The organism is Streptomyces sp. NPDC091371 (assembly GCF_040684275.1).
Lineage (GTDB): Bacteria > Actinomycetota > Actinomycetes > Streptomycetales > Streptomycetaceae > Streptomyces.
This window is the reverse complement of record NZ_JBFBFP010000047.1, coordinates 14353-31473: the sequence shown is the minus strand read 5'-3', so window position 1 is coordinate 31473 and position 17121 is coordinate 14353. Positions and strand designations below refer to the sequence as shown.

At 74.2% G+C, this 17121-nt stretch carries 11 protein-coding genes; 3 read left to right on the top strand and 8 right to left on the bottom strand.

Going from position 1 to position 17121, the window contains the following annotated elements; all coding sequences use genetic code 11:
- Nucleotides 1-11: 11 nt before the first annotated feature.
- Entirely contained in the window at nucleotides 12-794 is a 783-nt protein-coding gene (locus AB0O21_RS33545; RefSeq protein WP_365177429.1) for an ABC transporter ATP-binding protein, read from the bottom strand.
- Nucleotides 787-1716 carry an ABC transporter permease gene (locus tag AB0O21_RS33540; protein ID WP_365177426.1) on the bottom strand — a complete coding sequence of 310 codons (930 nt, stop codon included), beginning with the start codon at nucleotides 1714-1716 and terminating at the stop codon, nucleotides 787-789. The genes AB0O21_RS33545 and AB0O21_RS33540 overlap by 8 nt, the downstream gene beginning before the upstream one ends.
- A gap of 133 nt (nucleotides 1717-1849) precedes the next feature.
- On the opposite strand from AB0O21_RS33540, the gene AB0O21_RS33535 reads away from it, so the two are divergent.
- Nucleotides 1850-2470, top strand: coding sequence for a TetR/AcrR family transcriptional regulator (locus AB0O21_RS33535; protein WP_365177423.1), 621 nt, complete (start codon nucleotides 1850-1852; stop codon nucleotides 2468-2470).
- Nucleotides 2471-2729: 259 nt separating this feature from the next.
- Here the strand turns inward: AB0O21_RS33535 and AB0O21_RS33530 are convergent, their stop codons facing one another.
- From AB0O21_RS33530 to AB0O21_RS33510, 5 genes are all read right to left on the bottom strand, one after another.
- Nucleotides 2730-4994: a bifunctional glycosyltransferase family 2 protein/CDP-glycerol:glycerophosphate glycerophosphotransferase gene (locus tag AB0O21_RS33530; RefSeq protein ID WP_365177420.1), complete on the bottom strand. Its 2265-nt coding sequence runs from the start codon at nucleotides 4992-4994 to the stop codon at nucleotides 2730-2732.
- A gap of 119 nt (nucleotides 4995-5113) precedes the next feature.
- Nucleotides 5114-6124 carry a carbohydrate ABC transporter permease gene (locus tag AB0O21_RS33525; protein ID WP_365177417.1) on the bottom strand — a complete coding sequence of 337 codons (1011 nt, stop codon included), beginning with the start codon at nucleotides 6122-6124 and terminating at the stop codon, nucleotides 5114-5116.
- Nucleotides 6121-7422: a sugar ABC transporter permease gene (locus AB0O21_RS33520; protein WP_365177414.1), complete on the bottom strand. Its 1302-nt coding sequence runs from the start codon at nucleotides 7420-7422 to the stop codon at nucleotides 6121-6123. Before AB0O21_RS33520 ends, AB0O21_RS33525 begins: the two co-directional genes overlap by 4 nt.
- Before the next feature lie 5 nt (nucleotides 7423-7427).
- On the bottom strand, nucleotides 7428-8804 hold the full coding sequence (locus AB0O21_RS33515) for an ABC transporter substrate-binding protein (protein ID WP_365177412.1): 1377 nt from the start codon (nucleotides 8802-8804) through the stop codon (nucleotides 7428-7430).
- Nucleotides 8805-8912: 108 nt separating this feature from the next.
- Entirely contained in the window at nucleotides 8913-11948 is a 3036-nt protein-coding gene (locus AB0O21_RS33510) for an FHA domain-containing protein (RefSeq protein WP_365177410.1), read from the bottom strand.
- A 414-nt stretch (nucleotides 11949-12362) separates the two neighbouring features.
- Here AB0O21_RS33510 and AB0O21_RS33505 point away from each other — a divergent pair, with 414 nt between their 5' ends.
- Both AB0O21_RS33505 and AB0O21_RS33500 read left to right on the top strand, forming a co-directional pair.
- Nucleotides 12363-14111, top strand: a complete 1749-nt coding sequence (locus tag AB0O21_RS33505) for a serine/threonine-protein kinase (protein ID WP_365177407.1) — start codon at nucleotides 12363-12365, stop codon at nucleotides 14109-14111.
- A 160-nt stretch (nucleotides 14112-14271) separates the two neighbouring features.
- A complete protein-coding gene (locus AB0O21_RS33500) occupies nucleotides 14272-15525 on the top strand; it encodes a serine/threonine-protein kinase (protein WP_365177404.1) in 1254 nt (417 codons plus the stop codon).
- A gap of 277 nt (nucleotides 15526-15802) precedes the next feature.
- Here AB0O21_RS33500 and AB0O21_RS33495 read toward each other — a convergent pair whose 3' ends face one another.
- On the bottom strand, nucleotides 15803-16828 hold the full coding sequence (locus AB0O21_RS33495) for a 2-oxoglutarate and iron-dependent oxygenase domain-containing protein (RefSeq protein ID WP_365177401.1): 1026 nt from the start codon (nucleotides 16826-16828) through the stop codon (nucleotides 15803-15805).
- Nucleotides 16829-17121: the final 293 nt, after the last annotated feature.

The following is a 17121-nucleotide window of genomic DNA, read 5'->3' as shown; positions in this document are numbered from 1 at the left end:
TGAGGCGCGCGTCAGTTCCTGGCTGAGGTGAAGGCTTCGTACGCGTCGCAGACGACATCCGCCGGGCCGTCCATGCGGAGCACGCCCGCCTCCAGCCAGATCGCGCGGTCGCAGGTCTCGCGGACCGTGCCGATGCCGTGGCTGACCAGGAAGACCGTGCCCGCGTGTTCGCGCAGTTCCTCGATGCGGGCCTGGCTGCGCCGCTGGAACGCGGCGTCGCCCGTGGCCAGGGCTTCGTCGATCATCAGCACGTCGTGGTCCTTGGCGGCGGCGATGGAGAACCGCAGGCGGGCGCCCATGCCGGAGGAGTACGTACGCATGGGCAGGGAGATGAAGTCGCCCTTCTCGTTGATGCCGGAGAAGTCGACGATGTCCTGGTAGCGGTCCTTGATCTGCTCGCGGGTCATGCCCATGGCGAGGCCGCCGAGGACGACGTTGCGTTCGCCCGTCAGGTCGTTCATCAGGGCGGCGTTCACGCCGAGGAGGGACGGCTGGCCGTGGGAGAAGATCCGGCCCCCGGCCACCGGCTGGAGGCCGGCGATGGCCTTCAGCAGGGTGGACTTGCCCGAGCCGTTGGTGCCGATGAGGCCGATCGCCTCGCCCTTGTAGGCGGTGAAGGTGACGCCCTTGACGGCGTGCACCTCGCGGATGCCGGGGGCCGGCTTGCGGGAGAAGAGCCGGCTCAGGGCCGCGGTGGCGGCGCCCTTGGCCTTGCCTCCGCCGTGGACCTTGTAGATGACGTGGACCCCGTCCGCGATGACGGTGGGTACGCGGGTTTCGGTGAGCTCAGCCACGGCCGTACTCCTCCTCTGCCTTCCAGAAGTAGATGAAGCCGCCGACTCCGGCGAGCAGCGCCCAGCCGATGGCGATCGGCCACACGTGGTGGGGGAGCGAGCCCGCCTTGAAGCTGTCGATGAGTGCGAAGCGCATCAGGTCGATGTAGACGGCCGCCGGGTTGAGCTTGAGCATCATCAACACCCACTGCGGCAGGTGGTCCGTCTTCAGCATGGTGTCGATGGACCACATGACGCCCGAGGAGTACATCCAGGTGCGGAGGACGAACGGCATCAGCTGGCTCACGTCCGGGCTCTTGCTGCCGATCCGGGCCATGATCATGGCGCAGCCGGCGGCGAAGACGGCCATCAGGAGCAGGGTGGGGGCCGCCAGGAGCCAGGCCGGGTTCGGGGTCTGGCCGAAGGCGATCAGCAGGATGACCAGGGCGCCCATGGTGACCAGCAGCTGCTGGAAGAGCTGCACGACGGTGGAGATGGGCAGGCTCGCGCGGGGAAAGTGCAGGGCGCGGACCAGGCCGAGGTTGCTGTGGACGGAGCGGGTGCCGGCGTTGACGGAGCTGCCGATGAAGTCCCAGACGAAGACGCCGGTGATCAGGAACGGCAGGTAGTCCGCCACGCCGTGGCTGGCGTGCATGACGATGCCGAAGATGAAGTAGTAGACCGCCGCGTTGAGCAGCGGGGTCACCAGGTGCCAGACCTGGCCGAGCCGTTCGGTGCTGTACGTCGCCTGCATGCGGGCGGTCGCGTACGCCGTCACGAAGTGGCGGCGGTCCCAGAGCTCCGCGATGTAGCGGGGGAGGGTGGGGCGGGCGCCGCTGAGGGTGAGGCCGTGGGCCGCCGCGAGGTCCGCGAGCTGGGCGGAGGTCGGGGCGGGGGCCGGGGCGGCGGGTGAGGGTTTGGCGGGTGCGGTCGAGGTGGTCACGAGGGTCGCTTTCGCCGGGGGCGGGGCGTGGCGAACGATGGAACGGGTCCGTATCGTCGCTACGGCGAGGGTAGGACGTGATGCGTCGGAACGCAACCGTATCGTCGTGACGTGACGCGGTTATGCTCTGTGCATGACCACGGATCCTGCCGCTTCCGCCCCTGCCCCCCGTCGCGCCCCTGCGGGCGCCGCTGTTCTGCGTGAGGACGTGACCGAGGCGATCCGGGCGGCGGTGGTGGAGGAGCTGGCCGCGGTCGGCTTCTCGCGGATGTCGATCGAGGGGATCGCGCGGCGCGCGGGGGTCGGCAAGACCGCGGTGTACCGGCGGTGGAAGTCCAAGCTGCACCTGGTGCTCGACCTGGTGGGGGCCTTCGCGGTGGACGGGCTGCCGGTGCCGCGGACGGGGTCGCTGTACGGGGACGTACGGGCCCTGCTGGAGGTCATGTCGCACGTGCTGCGGCACCCGGTGGCGTCCGCGGTGATCCCCGACCTGCTGGTTGAGGCGGCGCGGAACCCGGAGATCGCGGACGCGGTGCGGGGGGCGTTGCTGGACGGGCAGCGGCGGCTTGCCGCGGGCATCGTCGGCGAGGCGGTGGCGCGCGGCGAGCTTCCGGACGGGGTCGATCCGGATCGGGCGCTCGATCTGGCGATCGGGCCGCTGTACTGGCGGCAGGTCGTGGTCCGGGACTCCGTCCAGGGGGACTACCTGGACGAGCTGGCGCGGTCCGTGGTGGCGGGGCTCCGCGCCGAGTAGCCCCGGCGGGGGTGGGGTGCCGCTGCGCGGAGCCGTCCCCTACCCGCCCTTCCTCCCCCAGCTACCGCTGGGAGGTGCCCCCGGTTCCCCGGGCGCTGCCCGGACCCGGTCCTCAAACGCCGGACTGGCTGAAAGACCCTGGGGCTCCGCCCCAGACCCCGCGCCTCAAACGCCGGCGAGGCTGGAATTGCCCTGCGGGCATCCAGCCGCGCCTGGCGGAGCCCCAGCAGCCGCGCCGCACCCGTACATCCCGCAGGGGTTACGGCCAGGCCGGGGTCAGGGTCGGGGTCGGGTTCGGGGTGGGAGCGGCGGTAGCCGGGGGGCAGGGGTGGCGGTCTTCCAGGGGGATGACCGCCGGGACGGGGTTCGGCTGGGAGAGGAAGACGCGGCGGACCACCCGCTCCGCCGCGTGCCCGTCGTCGTACGAGCAGAAGCGCGCGCGGAACGCGGCGCGCAGCTGCGCCGAGCGGGAGCCCTGCCAGTGGCCGGTGGTGAAGATGTCCACCAGCTCGTCCGCCGTGCGGGCGATCGCGCCGGGCGGGCACGAGCGGAGGTCGAAGTAGGTGCCGCGGGCGGCCTCGTACGCCTCCCAGTCGTCCGCGTGGATCACGATCGGCCGGTCCAGCGCGGCGTAGTCGAACATCAGGGACGAGTAGTCGGTGACCAGCGCGTCCGAGGCCAGGCAGAGCTCTTCGACCGACGGGTACGAGGAGACGTCGATCAGGCGCGGGTGGGACTCCGCCACCGCGTAGGAGTCCGCGTACGTGAGGTGCGTACGGGTCAGGATCGTGAAGCGCGGGCCCAGGTCGCGCAGGACCCGCTCGAAGTCCAGGTGGTCCGGCCGGCTGCGCCGGTAGTCGCGGTGCGTGGGGGCGTACAGGATCGCCGTCGAGCCCGCCGGGATGCCGAGGCGTTCGCGTAGTTCCAGGACGTCCGCCTGGGTGGCGCGGTGGAAGGGGTCGTTGCGGGGATAGCCGTATTCGAGGGTGGTGTAGGAGGCGGGTACGGCCTTCTCCCACACCAGCGTGGAGTGCCGGTTCGCCGAGAGCAGGTAGTCCCACTGGTCCGCGCCCCGCAGCAGGCCCGCGAAGTCCGTCGTCGGGGTGGCCGCCGGGCGGTCCTGGAGGTCCAGGCCGACCCGCTTGAGCGGGGTGCCGTGCTGGGTCTGGAGCAGGATCTGGCCCGGGCGCTTGACCAGGGCGCGCTCGAAGTTGACGTTCGTGGTGAGGTACGTGGCCCGGGCCAGGGCCGTCCAGTACGCCTTCGAGCCCGGCCGCAGGAGGGACGTCTCGCGGGGGAGGGTCGGGGCGTGCTCCGGGTCGCAGATCCACGCCGTCCGCATCCGCGGCGCCAGCTCCCGCAGCTTCGCCTCGATCGCGGCCGGGTTGCAGGCGTAACCGCCGTGCCAGTACGCGGAGAAGACCGCCAGCTCCGGGCGGAGCGGGAGCAGGCGCTGGGCGCGGTAGTGCAGGCGCAGGGCCGCTTCGCGCAGGCCCCGCCCGAGGCCGGCGGCGCCGCGGCCGGCGGCCAGGGCGAAGGAGCGCAGGACCGACAGCAGGCGGTACGTGCGGCGGGTGCCCAGCCGCATGAGGGCGTGGCGCAGCTGGTCCGTACGGGACAGGGACAGGGGCGGCGCGCCGACCCGGCCCGGCGCCCGGTAGCGGCGCAGGAGGACCGAGGCCCGCTTGAAGAACTCGGCCCGGGCGGCGCGCGGGAGGCGGCGCGGATCGGCGTACAGGGTGCAGAAGTGGCCGGCCATCCTGCGGTGCACGGCGGGGCGCCAGCGCTCCAGTTCGGGGCGGCCGCCGAGGTAGCCGAAGACCCGGTCGTACTGGTCGAAGATGTCGAGGTGGCGGCGGCTGGTCGTGGTCAGGATCGAGCCGGTGCGCCGCTGGCGGTAGTGCACGCAGACCCGGTCCAGGACGGCGACGGACTCGGCGGCCAGCAGCGCCGGGTAGGTCCAGGGGGTGTCCTCGTACAGGCCGGGCGGGAAGCGCAGCCCCTCGCGCTCCACGTACTCGCGGCGGTAGGTCTTGTTCCACACCACCATCAGCATGCCGAGGAGGGCCGGCCGGTCGGCCAGGCGGAAGCTGGCCGGGCCCTCCTCGGAGAGGCGGTGCGCGAGGCTGTTGCGGACCAGCTCGCCCGTCCAGAAGGTGCGCGCGTAGTCGTAGACGAGGACGTCGGGGGAGCCGGTGTCCTTCAGCCGGTCGGTGATGGCCTGCAGGGCGCCGGGGGCGAGGGTGTCGTCGCCGTCGAGGAAGACCAGGTAGTCGCCGGTGGCCCGGGCCAGGCCCGCGTTGCGGGCGGGGCCCAGCCCGAGGTTGTGCGCCAGGTGCACGGCGGTCACCCGGGAGTCCCGGGCCGCGTACTCGTCGATGATCGAACCGCAGGCGTCCGGGGAGGCGTCGTCGACCGCGATCAGTTCCAGATCCGGGTACGACTGCGTCAGGACCGAGTCCAGACTCTCCTGGAGGTACGCCTGGACCTTGTACGCGGGCACGATGACGCTGAACCGGGGCACGGCACATCCAGGGGTCGGCGCGGGCATATTTCCCAGCAACCCCCGGCGTGGCGATCGGGTTACGCAGCGTGTGGCATTCGGGTTACGGAGCGTCAACACCGCACGTCAACCGTGGTCTGCTACTTGATCGCGCCCGCCATCACCCCCGAGACGAACTGCCGCTGGAAGGCGAAGAAGACGACGAGCGGGACCACCATCGACAGGAAGGCGCCGGGCGCCAGTACGTCGATGTTGTTCCCGAACTGCCGCACCTGCTGCTGGAGCGCGACCGTGACGGGCGGGTTCGCCGAGTCCGCGAAGACCAGCGCGACCAGCATGTCGTTCCACACCCACAGGAACTGGAAGATGCCGAGCGAGGCGATCGCCGGACCGCCCAGCGGCAGCACCACCCGTGTGAACAGCCGCAGTTCGCCCGCCCCGTCGAGGCGGGCCGCCTCCAGCAGCTCGCGCGGGATCTCCGCGAAGAAGTTGCGCAGCAGGAAGACCGCGAAGGGCAGCCCGAAAGCGGTGTGGAACAGGACCACGCCCGCCGTGGTCTCGAACAGCCCGATGGAGCCGAAGAGTTCGGACACCGGGATCAGCGCCACCTGTACGGGGACGACGAGCAGCCCGACGACGACGAGGAAGAGCCAGTCCCGGCCGGGGAACTCCAGCCAGGCGAAGGCGTATCCGGCGAACGCTCCCAGGGTGAGCACGAGGAGGGTGGCCGGTACCGCGATCGCGACGGTGCTCAGGAGGGAGCCGGTGATCGTGTCGTTGGCCAACAGTCGCTCGTAGTTGGCCGCCGTCAGGCGGGAGGGGGCGGTCAGCACCTGCCACCAGCCGCCCCGGTTGAGGTCGGCGGGGGAGAGGAAGGAGGAGACCAGCAGGCCGAGGGTGGGCAGCAGCCAGAACAGCGCGGCGGCCACCAGGAACACGCGCGCGCCGCCTGCGGCGAGCCTGGCGAAGGCGGGGCGGGCCCCGATCCCGGCCCTGGCCCCGGACGCGGCCCCGGCTCCCGGCCTGGCCCCGGCTCCCGGCCCGGCCGCGGCGGGCCCGGTGTGGGCGGTCGGGCGCGCGGCGGGGTCGCCGGCGGTCGGCCGGGCCGGTTCGGCCGGGTTCGGGTCCGGTACCTCGTCGAAACCGGTCATCGGGAGCCCTCCTTCCTGAGCCGGCGGATGTTCACGAGCATCACCGGCACCACCAGCACCAGCAGCAGTACGGCGATGGCGCTGCCCAGACCCGGGTCGGCGTCCGTGCCGAAGGAGGTCCGGTACAGCTGGAGCGCGAGGACGTTCGCGTCGTCCTGGACCGCGCCCGGGGCGATCACGAAGACCAGGTCGAAGACCTTCATGACGTTGATGACGAGGGTGACGAGGACGACCACCAGCACGGGCGCCAGCACCGGGACGGTGATCCGGCGGAACACCTGCCACTCGTTCGCCCCGTCCACCCGCGCCGCCTCCAGCAGCTCGCGCGGTACGGCCGCCAGCCCGGCCCCGATCAGAACCATCGCGAAACCGGCCCACATCCACACGTACGCCCCGACGACCGCCGGGGTCACGAGCGCCGGGCCCAGCCACTGCACCCCCGCGTACGCCTCCCGGAAGTTCGAGGCGGGCAGCCGCAGCAGGGCGCCGTCGGCCGCCGCGGGCAGGGTGAAGGTGCCGTCGGCGCGGGTCGTCGCCGAAGCGACCACCCTGCCGTCCTTGACCGCCTCGATCCGCATGCCGGCGAAGGCCGACTCGCTCGGGTCGACCGCGTTCGTGCGGCCGCCGCCGCCCCGGGTGAAGTCCTGCCAGGCCGTCCCGGTCACCTTGCCCGGCTCGGCCGGTGCGGCCTTCGCCGTACGGGTGCCCTCGGGCAGGGCCTCGGGGGCCACGCCGACCAGCGGGAGGGCGGCCGGGGTGCCCGCCCGTACGGGATCACGGGTGACGAAGGCGCCCCCGTCGGCCGGGACCAGCGGGGAGTCCCGGCCCGGGCGGGCCTTGGGGAAGGCCGAGGACTCCGCGAAGGTGTCGTGGACCCCGACCCACACCGCGTTGGCGACGCCCCGGTCGGGGTCGTGGTCGTAGACCAGCCGGAAGATGATGCCCGCCGCCAGCATCGAGATCGCCATCGGCATGAAGACCAGCAGCTTGAACGCCGTTCCCCAGCGCACCCGTTCGGTCAGCACCGCGAAGATCAGGCCGAGGGCGGTGGCCGTGGCCGGCGCCAGGACCACCCACACCGCCGTGTTCTTCAGGGCGGTGCGGATGGTGTCGTCCTGGAGGATCTGGCGGTAGTTGCCGGCGCCCACGAAGGAATCGCCGGAGCGGTCGAAGAGGCTGCGGTAGACCGAGTAGCCGATCGGGTGCACGACCAGCGCGCCCAGCAGCACGAGGGCCGGGAGGAGGAACGCCGCCGCGATCAGGCGGCGGCGCCGCGCCTCCCGGGAGGTGGCCGCCACCGGGATCAGTTCCCGTAGGCCTTGGCGGCGTCCGCCTCCAGTTTCGCCTGGGTGCCCGCCACGTCCGACGGGTTCGCCAGGAAGTCCTGGAGGGCCTTCCACTCACCCGCGCCCGGGGTCCCGCCGAAGGCCGACGGGGCCTGGTCCGACATGTCGAAGCGGAAGTCGTCACCCGCCGCGATCAGCGCCTTCGCGATGTCCCGCTGGATGTCGTTGGGGTAGGCGGAGGGGCTGACCGCCTTGTTCGGGGAGACGAAACCGCCCTCGCGGGCCTGGATCTCCGCCGCGTCCGCCGAGGCCAGGAAGGTCAGCAGCGCCTGCGCGCCCTTCGACGGCTTCAGCGCGACCGCCACGTCACCGCCCGAGACCACCGGCGCCTTCGCGCCGACCGCCGGGAAGGGGAAGACGAGGGCGTCCTTGCCCACCTTCGCCTCCGTCTGCGCGATGTTCACCGCCACGAAGTCGCCCTCGTAGACCATCGCGGCCGCCGGCCGGTCCCCGCCCGTGAAGGTCTGGGTCACCGACTTCGGGAACTCCGTCGACAGGGCCCCGGTCGGCCCGCCCGCCAGGAAGTCCTTGCGCCCGAACAGCTCGGCCAGGGTGGTCAGCGCCTGCTTGACGCTGTCGTCCGTCCACTTGATCTGATGCTTGGCCAACTGGTCGTACTTCTCCGGGCCCGCCTGCGAGAGGTAGACGTTCTCGAACCAGTCGGTGAGGGTCCAGCCGTCCGCGCCGGCCACGGAAACCGCCGGGGTGCCGGAGGCGGAGAGGGTGTCGGCCGCCGTGATGAGGTCCTTCCACGTCTTCGGCGGCTGCACGCCCGCCGCCTCGAAGGCCTTCGCGTTGTACCAGATCAGCGACTTGTTGGCGGCCTTGTAGTACACGCCGTACTGGGTGCCGTCGACCGCGCCGAGCTTCTTCCAGCCCGCCGAGTAGTTCGCGTCGAGCTGGGCCTGGGCCTCCGCGCCCACCGGCTGCGCCCACTTGTTCTGCACCGCCGAGACCAGCGCCCCGACCTGCGGGAGCAGCGCCACGTCCGGCGGGGCCCCGCCCGCGATCTTCGTACCGAGGAAGGTGACGATCGGGTCCTGCGCCGGGACGAAGGTGACCGAGGCACCCGTCCGCTTCTCGAACTCCTTCAGGACCTTGGTGAAGTTCTCCTGCTCCGGGCCCGTCCAGACCGCCGCGACCTCCAGCTTCTCGCCGGTCAGCTTCGGTAACTCCACCCGCGGGGCGGCCGAACCGCCCTGGGGCGCCTTCGACACCTCGTCCGTGGCGGACTTGCCCTTGCCGTCGTCGCCGCAGGCGCTGAGCACGAGCGCGCCCGCCGCGGCCAGTGCGGCCCAAGTGAGTGTCGTACGGCCCGTTCCGTGCTTGCGCATGGTTCTGCCCCCGATGCCCGTGTGTGCACGTGGTGTGTCCCGGACCACAAGGTCTACGCCGACCCGCGCGCCCCGCGCAATACCGCCTCGCGGGGCGCGCGCCCACTTCTACGGCGAGGGCGGGAAGAGCACCGGTACGGCCGAGACCAGGTGCGAGGCCCGGTCCAGGGCGCTGGCCAGCAGGGCGAGGTCGGTCGGGCCGTTGCCCAGCTCGCGCACCGGGCGGCGGGCCGGCGGGTCGCCCATCCGCTCCCACTCCACCGGGACCACAGTGGGCCGCAGGGTCGCCGTCCGGGGGATCCGCCCGGTGACCCGGCCCGCCTGGAAGGGCACCGTCCGCCCGTCCGCGTGCCGCAGCAGGCCGCGGCCCGGGCCCGGCTGGTCGGGGGCGTCCAACTCCACCCGCAGGGTCGTCAGACGGGCGAGGAGGGTGTCGGCCGTACGGTCCGGACGGGCGCTCGTCGCCACCATGTGCACGCCGAGCCGGGCGCCCTCGCGGGCCACCGCCTCCAGCGCCCGGACCACCGAACCGGCGGCGGGCCGGCCCGTGGCCCCGAGCCCCGGCGCGACCAGCGCGTCGAAGTCGTCCACCAGCACCACCAGCCGCGGCAGCGGACTGGGCCCCGCCGGATCGGTACGGGTCGCGGAGGAGCGCAGCCGCAGCGTGCCCGAGCGCAGCGGGTCGAGGTCGCCGCGCAGCTCGCCCGCGGTGGGCTGGCGGGGCGACACCATCCGGTCGGCGAGCTCCCGGCCGGAGTGCCACTCGGCGAACGGCACGCCGTCCAGCAGCTCGGCGCGGCGCTTGAGCTCGGCGCCCAGCGCCTGCGCGAACTCCCGCATGCGCAGCGGATCGGAGGCCACCAGGTGGGCGGAGACGTGCGGGAGCTCGGTGCAGGGCAGCAGGCCGTCGCCGCGCTCGCCGCCCGCCCCGTCGAGCAGGACCAGGCCGAGCCGGTCCGGGCGGGCCGCCGCCGACAGCGAGGCCGCCACCGAACGCAGCAGCTCCGTGCGGCCGCTCCCGGCCGGCCCCTCGATGAGCAGGTGCGGGCCGTCGTGGACGAGTTCGGCGCCGACTGCCCCGCGCCGGCCGCTGCCGAGCACGATCTCGGCCAGGCCGCCCACGCCCTGCCCCTGGTCGGTGGCGGCGGCCCAGCGGGCCATCAGGGAGGCCGGGGTGGCCCGGGCCAGCCCCAGCTCGTCCAGCAGCCGCGCGGTGGCGGGCAGCGCGGCGGCGGCCGGGCGGTAGGCGCCGGCTTCCGCGGAGCCCTCGGTGGTGCGCAGGGGGGCCAGCGCGCGGGCGAAGCGTTCGGCCCAGGCGGCGGAGACGGCGTCGGCGGTGGCGGTGCCGCCGGTGGGCACCGGGCGGCCGCCGGTGACCGTGAAGGTCCGGACGGCCGTGGCCACGTCCCCGCTGAGCAGGGCGACCGCGCCGCAGTCCCGGAAGGCGGGGGAGCTCGCGCAGGCCGCCTCGTACGTGTCGGTGACCGGGGAGGCGGGGGTGGCGGCCGGGGCCTCGGCGAGCGCCAGGACGTGGATCCCGGCGGCCGGGCCGTGCGAGGCGAGCCGCCCGGTGAGGTCGCGGAGCGGGCCCGCGCCGGGATCGCCGTCGAGGACGAGCAGGGTGTACGGGCCCTGGTACACGGCGGCGGCCCGCCGGACCTGGTCGGCATCGGCGGCAGCCCAGTGCGTGCCGAGGGGTCCGTCGTCCAGCCGCCGGGTCAGCTCGCCGGTGCGTGCGGCGGCCTGGTCGCGGTCGTACGCGAAGAGGAGCCGGCAGTCCTGGCCGTGCGCGGGGCGTACGTGGGGCAGCCAGCCGAGCCAGCCCCAGTCGCGGCGGCGGTCGGCGAGGCCGCGGGCGCGGTCCGTGCTCAGCAGCACGATCTCCAGCTGCCCGGGTGCGTGCAGGGCGGCGGCCTGCGCGACCAGCCAGCGGGCGACCCCGGCCAGCCGGGCCCGCGGGCCGGCCACGCCGAGGCCCCCGACGGAGGTCAGGGACATCCGGCTGCCGGCGCCGAGCCCGACCTCCAGCAGGCGCGGGTCGCCGGGCGTACGCGACCACAGGCGCTCGGTGGGGCCGAGTGCTGCGAGCAGCAGTGCGGCGGGGTCGTCGGCGTCGGGGGCGACGGCGACGGCCGGAACCGGCTCGGGCGGAGCCTCGGCGAGGTCCTCCCCGCGCACCCACTTCCGCGCCCAGGCCCCGATCCCCTTCCGCCGCGCCCTCCCGGGGGGCTGCGCGTGGGGGTACTCGTCCGGCGTCCCGCCGGGGCCGGTCGGCGTGCCGCCCGCGCCCGGCCATCCGACCGCGCCGGAGGCGCCTGCCGGGCCGCCGGAGGCGGGTGCCCCGCCGGGGCCGTGCGGCCCGGGTACGGCCGTGCCGGGGGTGTCCGGCGTCGTGCCGGGGGTTCCGGGGTGCGCCCCGGGGGGCGTGGCGGTCCCGCCGGGGCCGGTGGGCGTGCCGCCCGGGCCCGGCCGTCCGTCCGCGTCAGGGCCCGTCACCTGGGCCGACAGGGAGAGGTGGCCCTCCAGGTCCGGGGTGGTGGGGCGGGGGGCCGCGCCCGCCGGGGAGAGGCGGAGGGTGGACTCGCCGACCCGCAGGAGCGAGCCCGGCGGCAGGGCGACCGGCTGCGGGCCCACCGGGGCGCCGTCCAGCGTGGTGCCGTTCGTGGAGTCCAGGTCGGCCACCGCCACCCGCCCGTCGGGCAGCACCGTCACCGCGCAGTGCAGCCGCGACACGTCGGGGTCGTCCAGCGGCACGTCGGCGTCGGCCGAGCGGCCCACGCGGATCTGCCCGCTGTGCAGCAGGTGCACGCCGCCCGCGTCGGGTCCGGCCACCACGTGCAGCTGCGGGGCGCCGAGGCCCTCCTCCGGCAGCACGTCCGGCACCGGCACGTTCAGCGCCAGCACCGCCCCGTCGACGAGCGGCGGCTCGCCCAGCACCCGCCGCTGGAGGTCGAGCCGCTCCGCACCGGCGTACAGCACGACCGTGCCCCCGGTGTCGGGTCCGCCGACGGTCGCCGCGAGCCCGGAGGCGACCGCGGCCAGCACGGTGCCGACGGGCGCGGTGACGAGCACGTCACAGCTGGCTGGGGCGCTCGCGGTCTGGTGGCCGCTGCGCGACCCGAGGACGGTCAGCCGGATCTGCATCGCCGTCAGCGGTCCCTTCTGCGCGGTGGGCGCGATGTGGCGCCCGGCAGGGGGAATGACGGGACGGGCATGGCTGCCCGGTCGTCGCCCCCCACCCGGCGCGGACGCACGCGTCGTCCGGTCAGGTCTGCAGGAAGGCGGGGCTCCCGTCCCGTGCCTTCCGTACGTGTGCATCCTCGCACCTGCCGCGGACAACACGCCCAGCACCCGCCGACAAGTGATCTTGATCGATCAGCGGACGTGCCGGACCTCGCGGAATCCGGATCAAAAAGCGCCAGGGGCATACGCCCGGAACGCCACCCTTCGTACATACGTGCGGCAACCAACCTCCGGCGACCCGCGTCTTCCACAGGGACACCCCCTAGAGTGGGCCGGAAAACCGATCGATACACACAGCAGCAGGGAGCGCGAGACGTGCGGCCAGTCGGCAGCAAGTACCTGCTCGAGGAGCCGCTCGGGCGCGGCGCCACGGGCACTGTCTGGCGTGCCCGCCAGAGGGAGACCGCCGGCGCCGAGGCGGCCGTGGCCGGCCAGCCCGGCGAGACCGTGGCCATCAAGGTCCTCAAGGAGGAGCTGGCCCAGGACGCGGACATCGTCATGCGCTTCCTGCGCGAGCGCTCCGTCCTGCTGCGCCTGACCCACCCCAACATCGTCCGCACCCGCGACCTCGTCGTCGAGGGCGATCTCCTCGCCCTCGTCATGGACCTGATCGACGGCCCGGACCTGCACAAGTACCTCCGCGAGAACGGCCCGTTCAGCCCGGTCGCCGCGAGCCTGCTGACCGCCCAGATCGCGGACGCGCTCGCCGCCAGCCACGCCGACGGCGTCGTCCACCGCGACCTGAAGCCCGCCAACGTGCTGCTCGACGAGCGCGGCGGCCAGATGAAGCCGATGCTCACCGACTTCGGCATCGCCCGCCTCGCGGACTCCCCGGGCCTGACCCGCACCCACGAGTTCGTCGGCACCCCCGCCTACGTCGCCCCCGAGTCCGCCGAGGGCCGCCCGCAGACCTCCGCCGTCGACATCTACGGCGCCGGCATCCTGCTCTACGAGCTGCTCACCGGCCGTCCGCCGTTCGCCGGCGGCACCGCCCTCGAAGTGCTCCACCGCCACCTCAGCGAGGACCCGCAGCGTCCCTCGACCGTGCCCGAACCGCTGTGGACGGTCGTCGAGCGCTGCCTGCGCAAGGAGCCGAACGAGCGCCCCAGCGCCGTCAGCCTGGCCCGCGCGCTGCGCGTGGTCGCCTCCGGCATCGGCGTGCACTCCTCGGCCGCCGAGGTGGAGGCCGCGCTCGGCGTCGGCGCGCTGCTCGCCCCCGACCCCTCCCCGGCGCCGGTCCCCGAGACCCCGGGCGCCGCCGACGCCACGCAGGTGCTGCCAGGCGGCGCCGGTGCGGGCGCGCCCATGGGCGCGTACGACCCGAACGCCATGACCTCCGTCATGCCGCCGGTCGGCGCGGCCGACGCGACCACGGTGCTGCCCAACACGGGGGGCCCGGGCGCAGACCCGACCTCCGTGATGCCGCCGGTGCAGCGGCCGGACTCGCCGCACCCGTGGCAGTCGCAGCTGCAGGCCGCCCGCGACCGCAACGAGCAGACGCAGATGCAGTACCTCGACCCGAGCGAGGACCCCCTGCGCCGCCGCCCGCAGCGCCAGGCGCCCCCGCCGCCGCAGCACCGGCCCCAGCAGCCCCCGCAGCAGCAGCCGTACCGGCAGGGCCCGCCGCCGCAGCAGCCTCCCCAGTACCGGCAGCCGCAGCAGCCGCAGCACCAGCAGTACGCGCCCCCGCCGCCGCAGCACTACCAGCCGCAGCAGCACCAGCCCCAGCCGTACCAGCAGCCGCAGCCGCCGCAGCAGCCCCAGTACCGCCAGCCGCAGCAGCAGCCCCCGCAGGCTCCGCCGCCGCAGGCCCCCCGGGAGCCGCGCGAGCCGCGCCGCCGGAGCGCCAACCCGGTGCGGATCCCCGGCCTCGGCTGCCTCAAGGGCTGCCTGGTGCTGGTCCTGATGTTCTTCGTCGCGGGCTGGCTCATCTGGACGTTCACCCCGCTCCAGGAGTGGGTCGGCACCGGCCGGGGCTGGTGGGACCAGCTGTGGACCTGGGGCTCCGAGATCGTCGACTGGGTGAGCGCCATCGGGGACGCGACGGGCTCCACCCAGCCCTGAAACGGAGCCCTGTAGCGCTGAGTTCGTGGATTTGTCGACTTCTGGGACGTGTTTTCGCCCGCAGAAGTGAAGGTCACCGCGAATCAGGGCCCCTGCTGGCCTCCAAGGCGCACCCGGCCGCGTAGCTTTGGTGCGTACGCCAGCCGCTGAGGGAGCAGTCGTGGCACGGAAGATCGGCAGCCGGTACACCGCGCACCAGATCCTGGGGCGCGGCAGCGCGGGCACGGTGTGGCTGGGCGAGGGGCCTGACGGGCCCGTCGCCGTCAAACTGCTGCGCGAGGACCTCGCCTCCGACCAGGAACTGGTCGGGCGGTTCGTCCAGGAGCGCAGCGCGCTGCTCGGTCTGGAGCATCCGCACGTGGTCTGCGTCCGCGACCTCGTCGTCGACGGCAACGACCTCGCCCTCGTCATGGACCTCGTACGGGGTACGGACCTGCGCACGCGCCTCGACCGTGAGCGGCGGCTCGCCCCCGAGGCGGCCGTGGCGATCGTCGCGGACGTCGCCGACGCGCTGGCCGCGGCGCACGCGGCGGGGGTCGTCCACCGGGACGTCAAGCCGGAGAACGTCCTCCTCGACATGCAGGGCCCGCTCGGGCCGGGCGGCGCGCATCCGGCGCTGCTGACCGACTTCGGCGTGGCCAAGCTGATCGACTCGCCGCGGCGGGCCGCCGGGGTCCGGACGTCGGCCCCCACCACCCGGATCATCGGCACGCCGGACTACCTGGCCCCGGAGATCGTCGAGGGCCTGCCCCCGCGGGCGGCCGTCGACATATACGCCCTGGCCACGGTCCTGTACGAGCTGCTGGCCGGTTTCACCCCCTTCGGCGGGGGCCACCCGGGCGCGGTGCTGCGGCGGCACGTCACGGAGACCGTCGTCCCCCTGCCGGGGATCCCCGACGAGCTGTGGCAGCTGATCGTGCAGTGCCTGGCGAAGGCCCCCGCGTCCCGGCTGCGCGCCTCGGAGCTGTCGGTCCGCCTGCGGGACCTGCTGCCGCTGCTGGCCGGGATGCCGCCGCTGGACGTGGACGAGCCGGACGACGCCGATCCGGATCCGGACCCCGCGGAGGAGCCGTCCGCGGCCGCCGCCGATCCGGTGCGGCGGCGGGGCGTGGTCCCGCTGGTGCCGGGCTCCTCCACCGACTCCAACCGGGACACCCACACCTCCATGCGGGTGCCGGGCCCGGACGAGCTGGCGGGCGGCGCGCTGGGCACGGCCCGCGTCCCCCGCCCGGCCGGCGGCCACCGGCCGGGCTCGGCCCGCCACCGCGCGGAGGCCGCGCGCAAGCGCCGGCTGGCGCTGTCGGGTGCGGCCGTGGCGCTGACCGCCGTGGTCGGCCTGGGCACGTGGCTCGCCGTCTCGGACGACGCGGCGCCCCCGCAGGACAACAAGCAGTCGGGCCCCCGCACCCCATAGCCGTGCGCCGCCGCTGCCGGGGCTCCGCCCCGGACCCCGCGCCTCAAACGCCGGCGAGGCCGGAGGGTGCGGCGGGTCCGCCCCGCACGCGGCCGCTTCGGCGCGACGATGCCCTCAAGCGCCGGGCGGGCTGGAATTGCCCTGCGGGCAATCCAGCCTCGCCTGGCTGACGGCATCAGCCACATCCAGCCCCTCCGGCGTTTGAGGAGCGGGTCTGGGCGGAGCCCAGGCGGCCCGGCGCAGCCGCACCGCCCGGCCCCGGCCCGGCAGGCGGGGGCTACGCCGGGACGACCAGTTCCGGGTGCCAGCGCCGCGCCACGGCCGGGTGGGCCCGGACCCAGCCCTTCAGCTCGTTGCGGCCGTACTCCGCGTGCAGCGGGTTCGACGCGTCGTGCAGGACGCCCGGCGCCGACCGCAGGTACTCGCCCGGCACCGTGTCGATCACGGCGTCCAGACGCGGGTTGTAGAAGAACGGCACCGAGTAGCGCTCCAGCGAGCCCGGCGGGCTGACCACCCGGTGGTCCGTCGCCGTCAGGTAGCCCTCCGTGGCGATCTCCAGCAGCTCGCCCAGGTTGACCACGAAGGCCCCCGGGAGCGGCGGGACGTCGAGGTAGCCCCCGTCCCGGACCACCTGGAGGCCGCCCACCGAGTCCTGGAGGAGCAGGGTGAGGAAGCCGTAGTCCTTGTGCGCGCCGACCCCCTGATCGGCGCCCGACGGCGCCGACCCGGGGTAGCGGATCAGCTTCGTGTGCAGGTGGGGGCGGTCCGCGAAGGCCGCGTCGAAGAAGTCCGCCGGGGCTCCGATCGAGGCGAGGAGCTCCTTGAGCAGCCGGTGGGCCACCGCCGCGAGCCGGGACTGCCACTCCAGGACCACCGTGCGGAGCTCCGGGAGCGCGGCCGGCCACTGGTTCGGGCCCTCCAGCCACAGGTACGCCGGGTCGCCCGGCCCCAGCACCGGCGCGGGCCGCTCCGCGCCGACGTCCAGCTGGTCCCGCCAGTCGGAGGCGCCGCCGGTCAGCTCGTGGCCGATCCGGGTGTAGCCGCGGAAGTGCGGGGAGTTGAGGTTGCTCACGGCGAGCCGGTCGGCCTCCGGGAGGGCGAAGAAAGCCCTGGTCAGATCCAGGATGCGGGCGCTCTCGGCGGCGGTGACGCCGTGCCCGGTCAGGTGCAGGAACCCGGTGTCCCTGGCCGCTGCGTGCAGCTGCTTGAGGAACTCGGGCCGCTGGGCCGGGTCGTCGGCCTGGGAGAGGTCCAGGACGGGCAGGGAGGAGGTCGAGGAGTTCGAGGTGTGCGCGGACGGCATGACGGCTCCGTTTCGGATGTCACGGGGTCCTGTTCCCCTTCAGGTGGCGGGGGCCGCGGGTGGGAGGTCCGCCGGCAGGGATGGCGCCGGGACCGCTGGGCCGCGTACAGGACCAAGTCGGATCGGGGTGGATCAGGCTTGGAACAGGTCCGGCGGCAGACAGCTCGTCGTGGTGACACGCATGTGGTCCACATGGCGGCGCTTGACGAGGAGAACGGTCATACGCTGAGCGTACGCCCGTACGAGCCGCCATCAGTACGGGTGATTCGGCCTGCCCGGACGGCCTCGTCCGC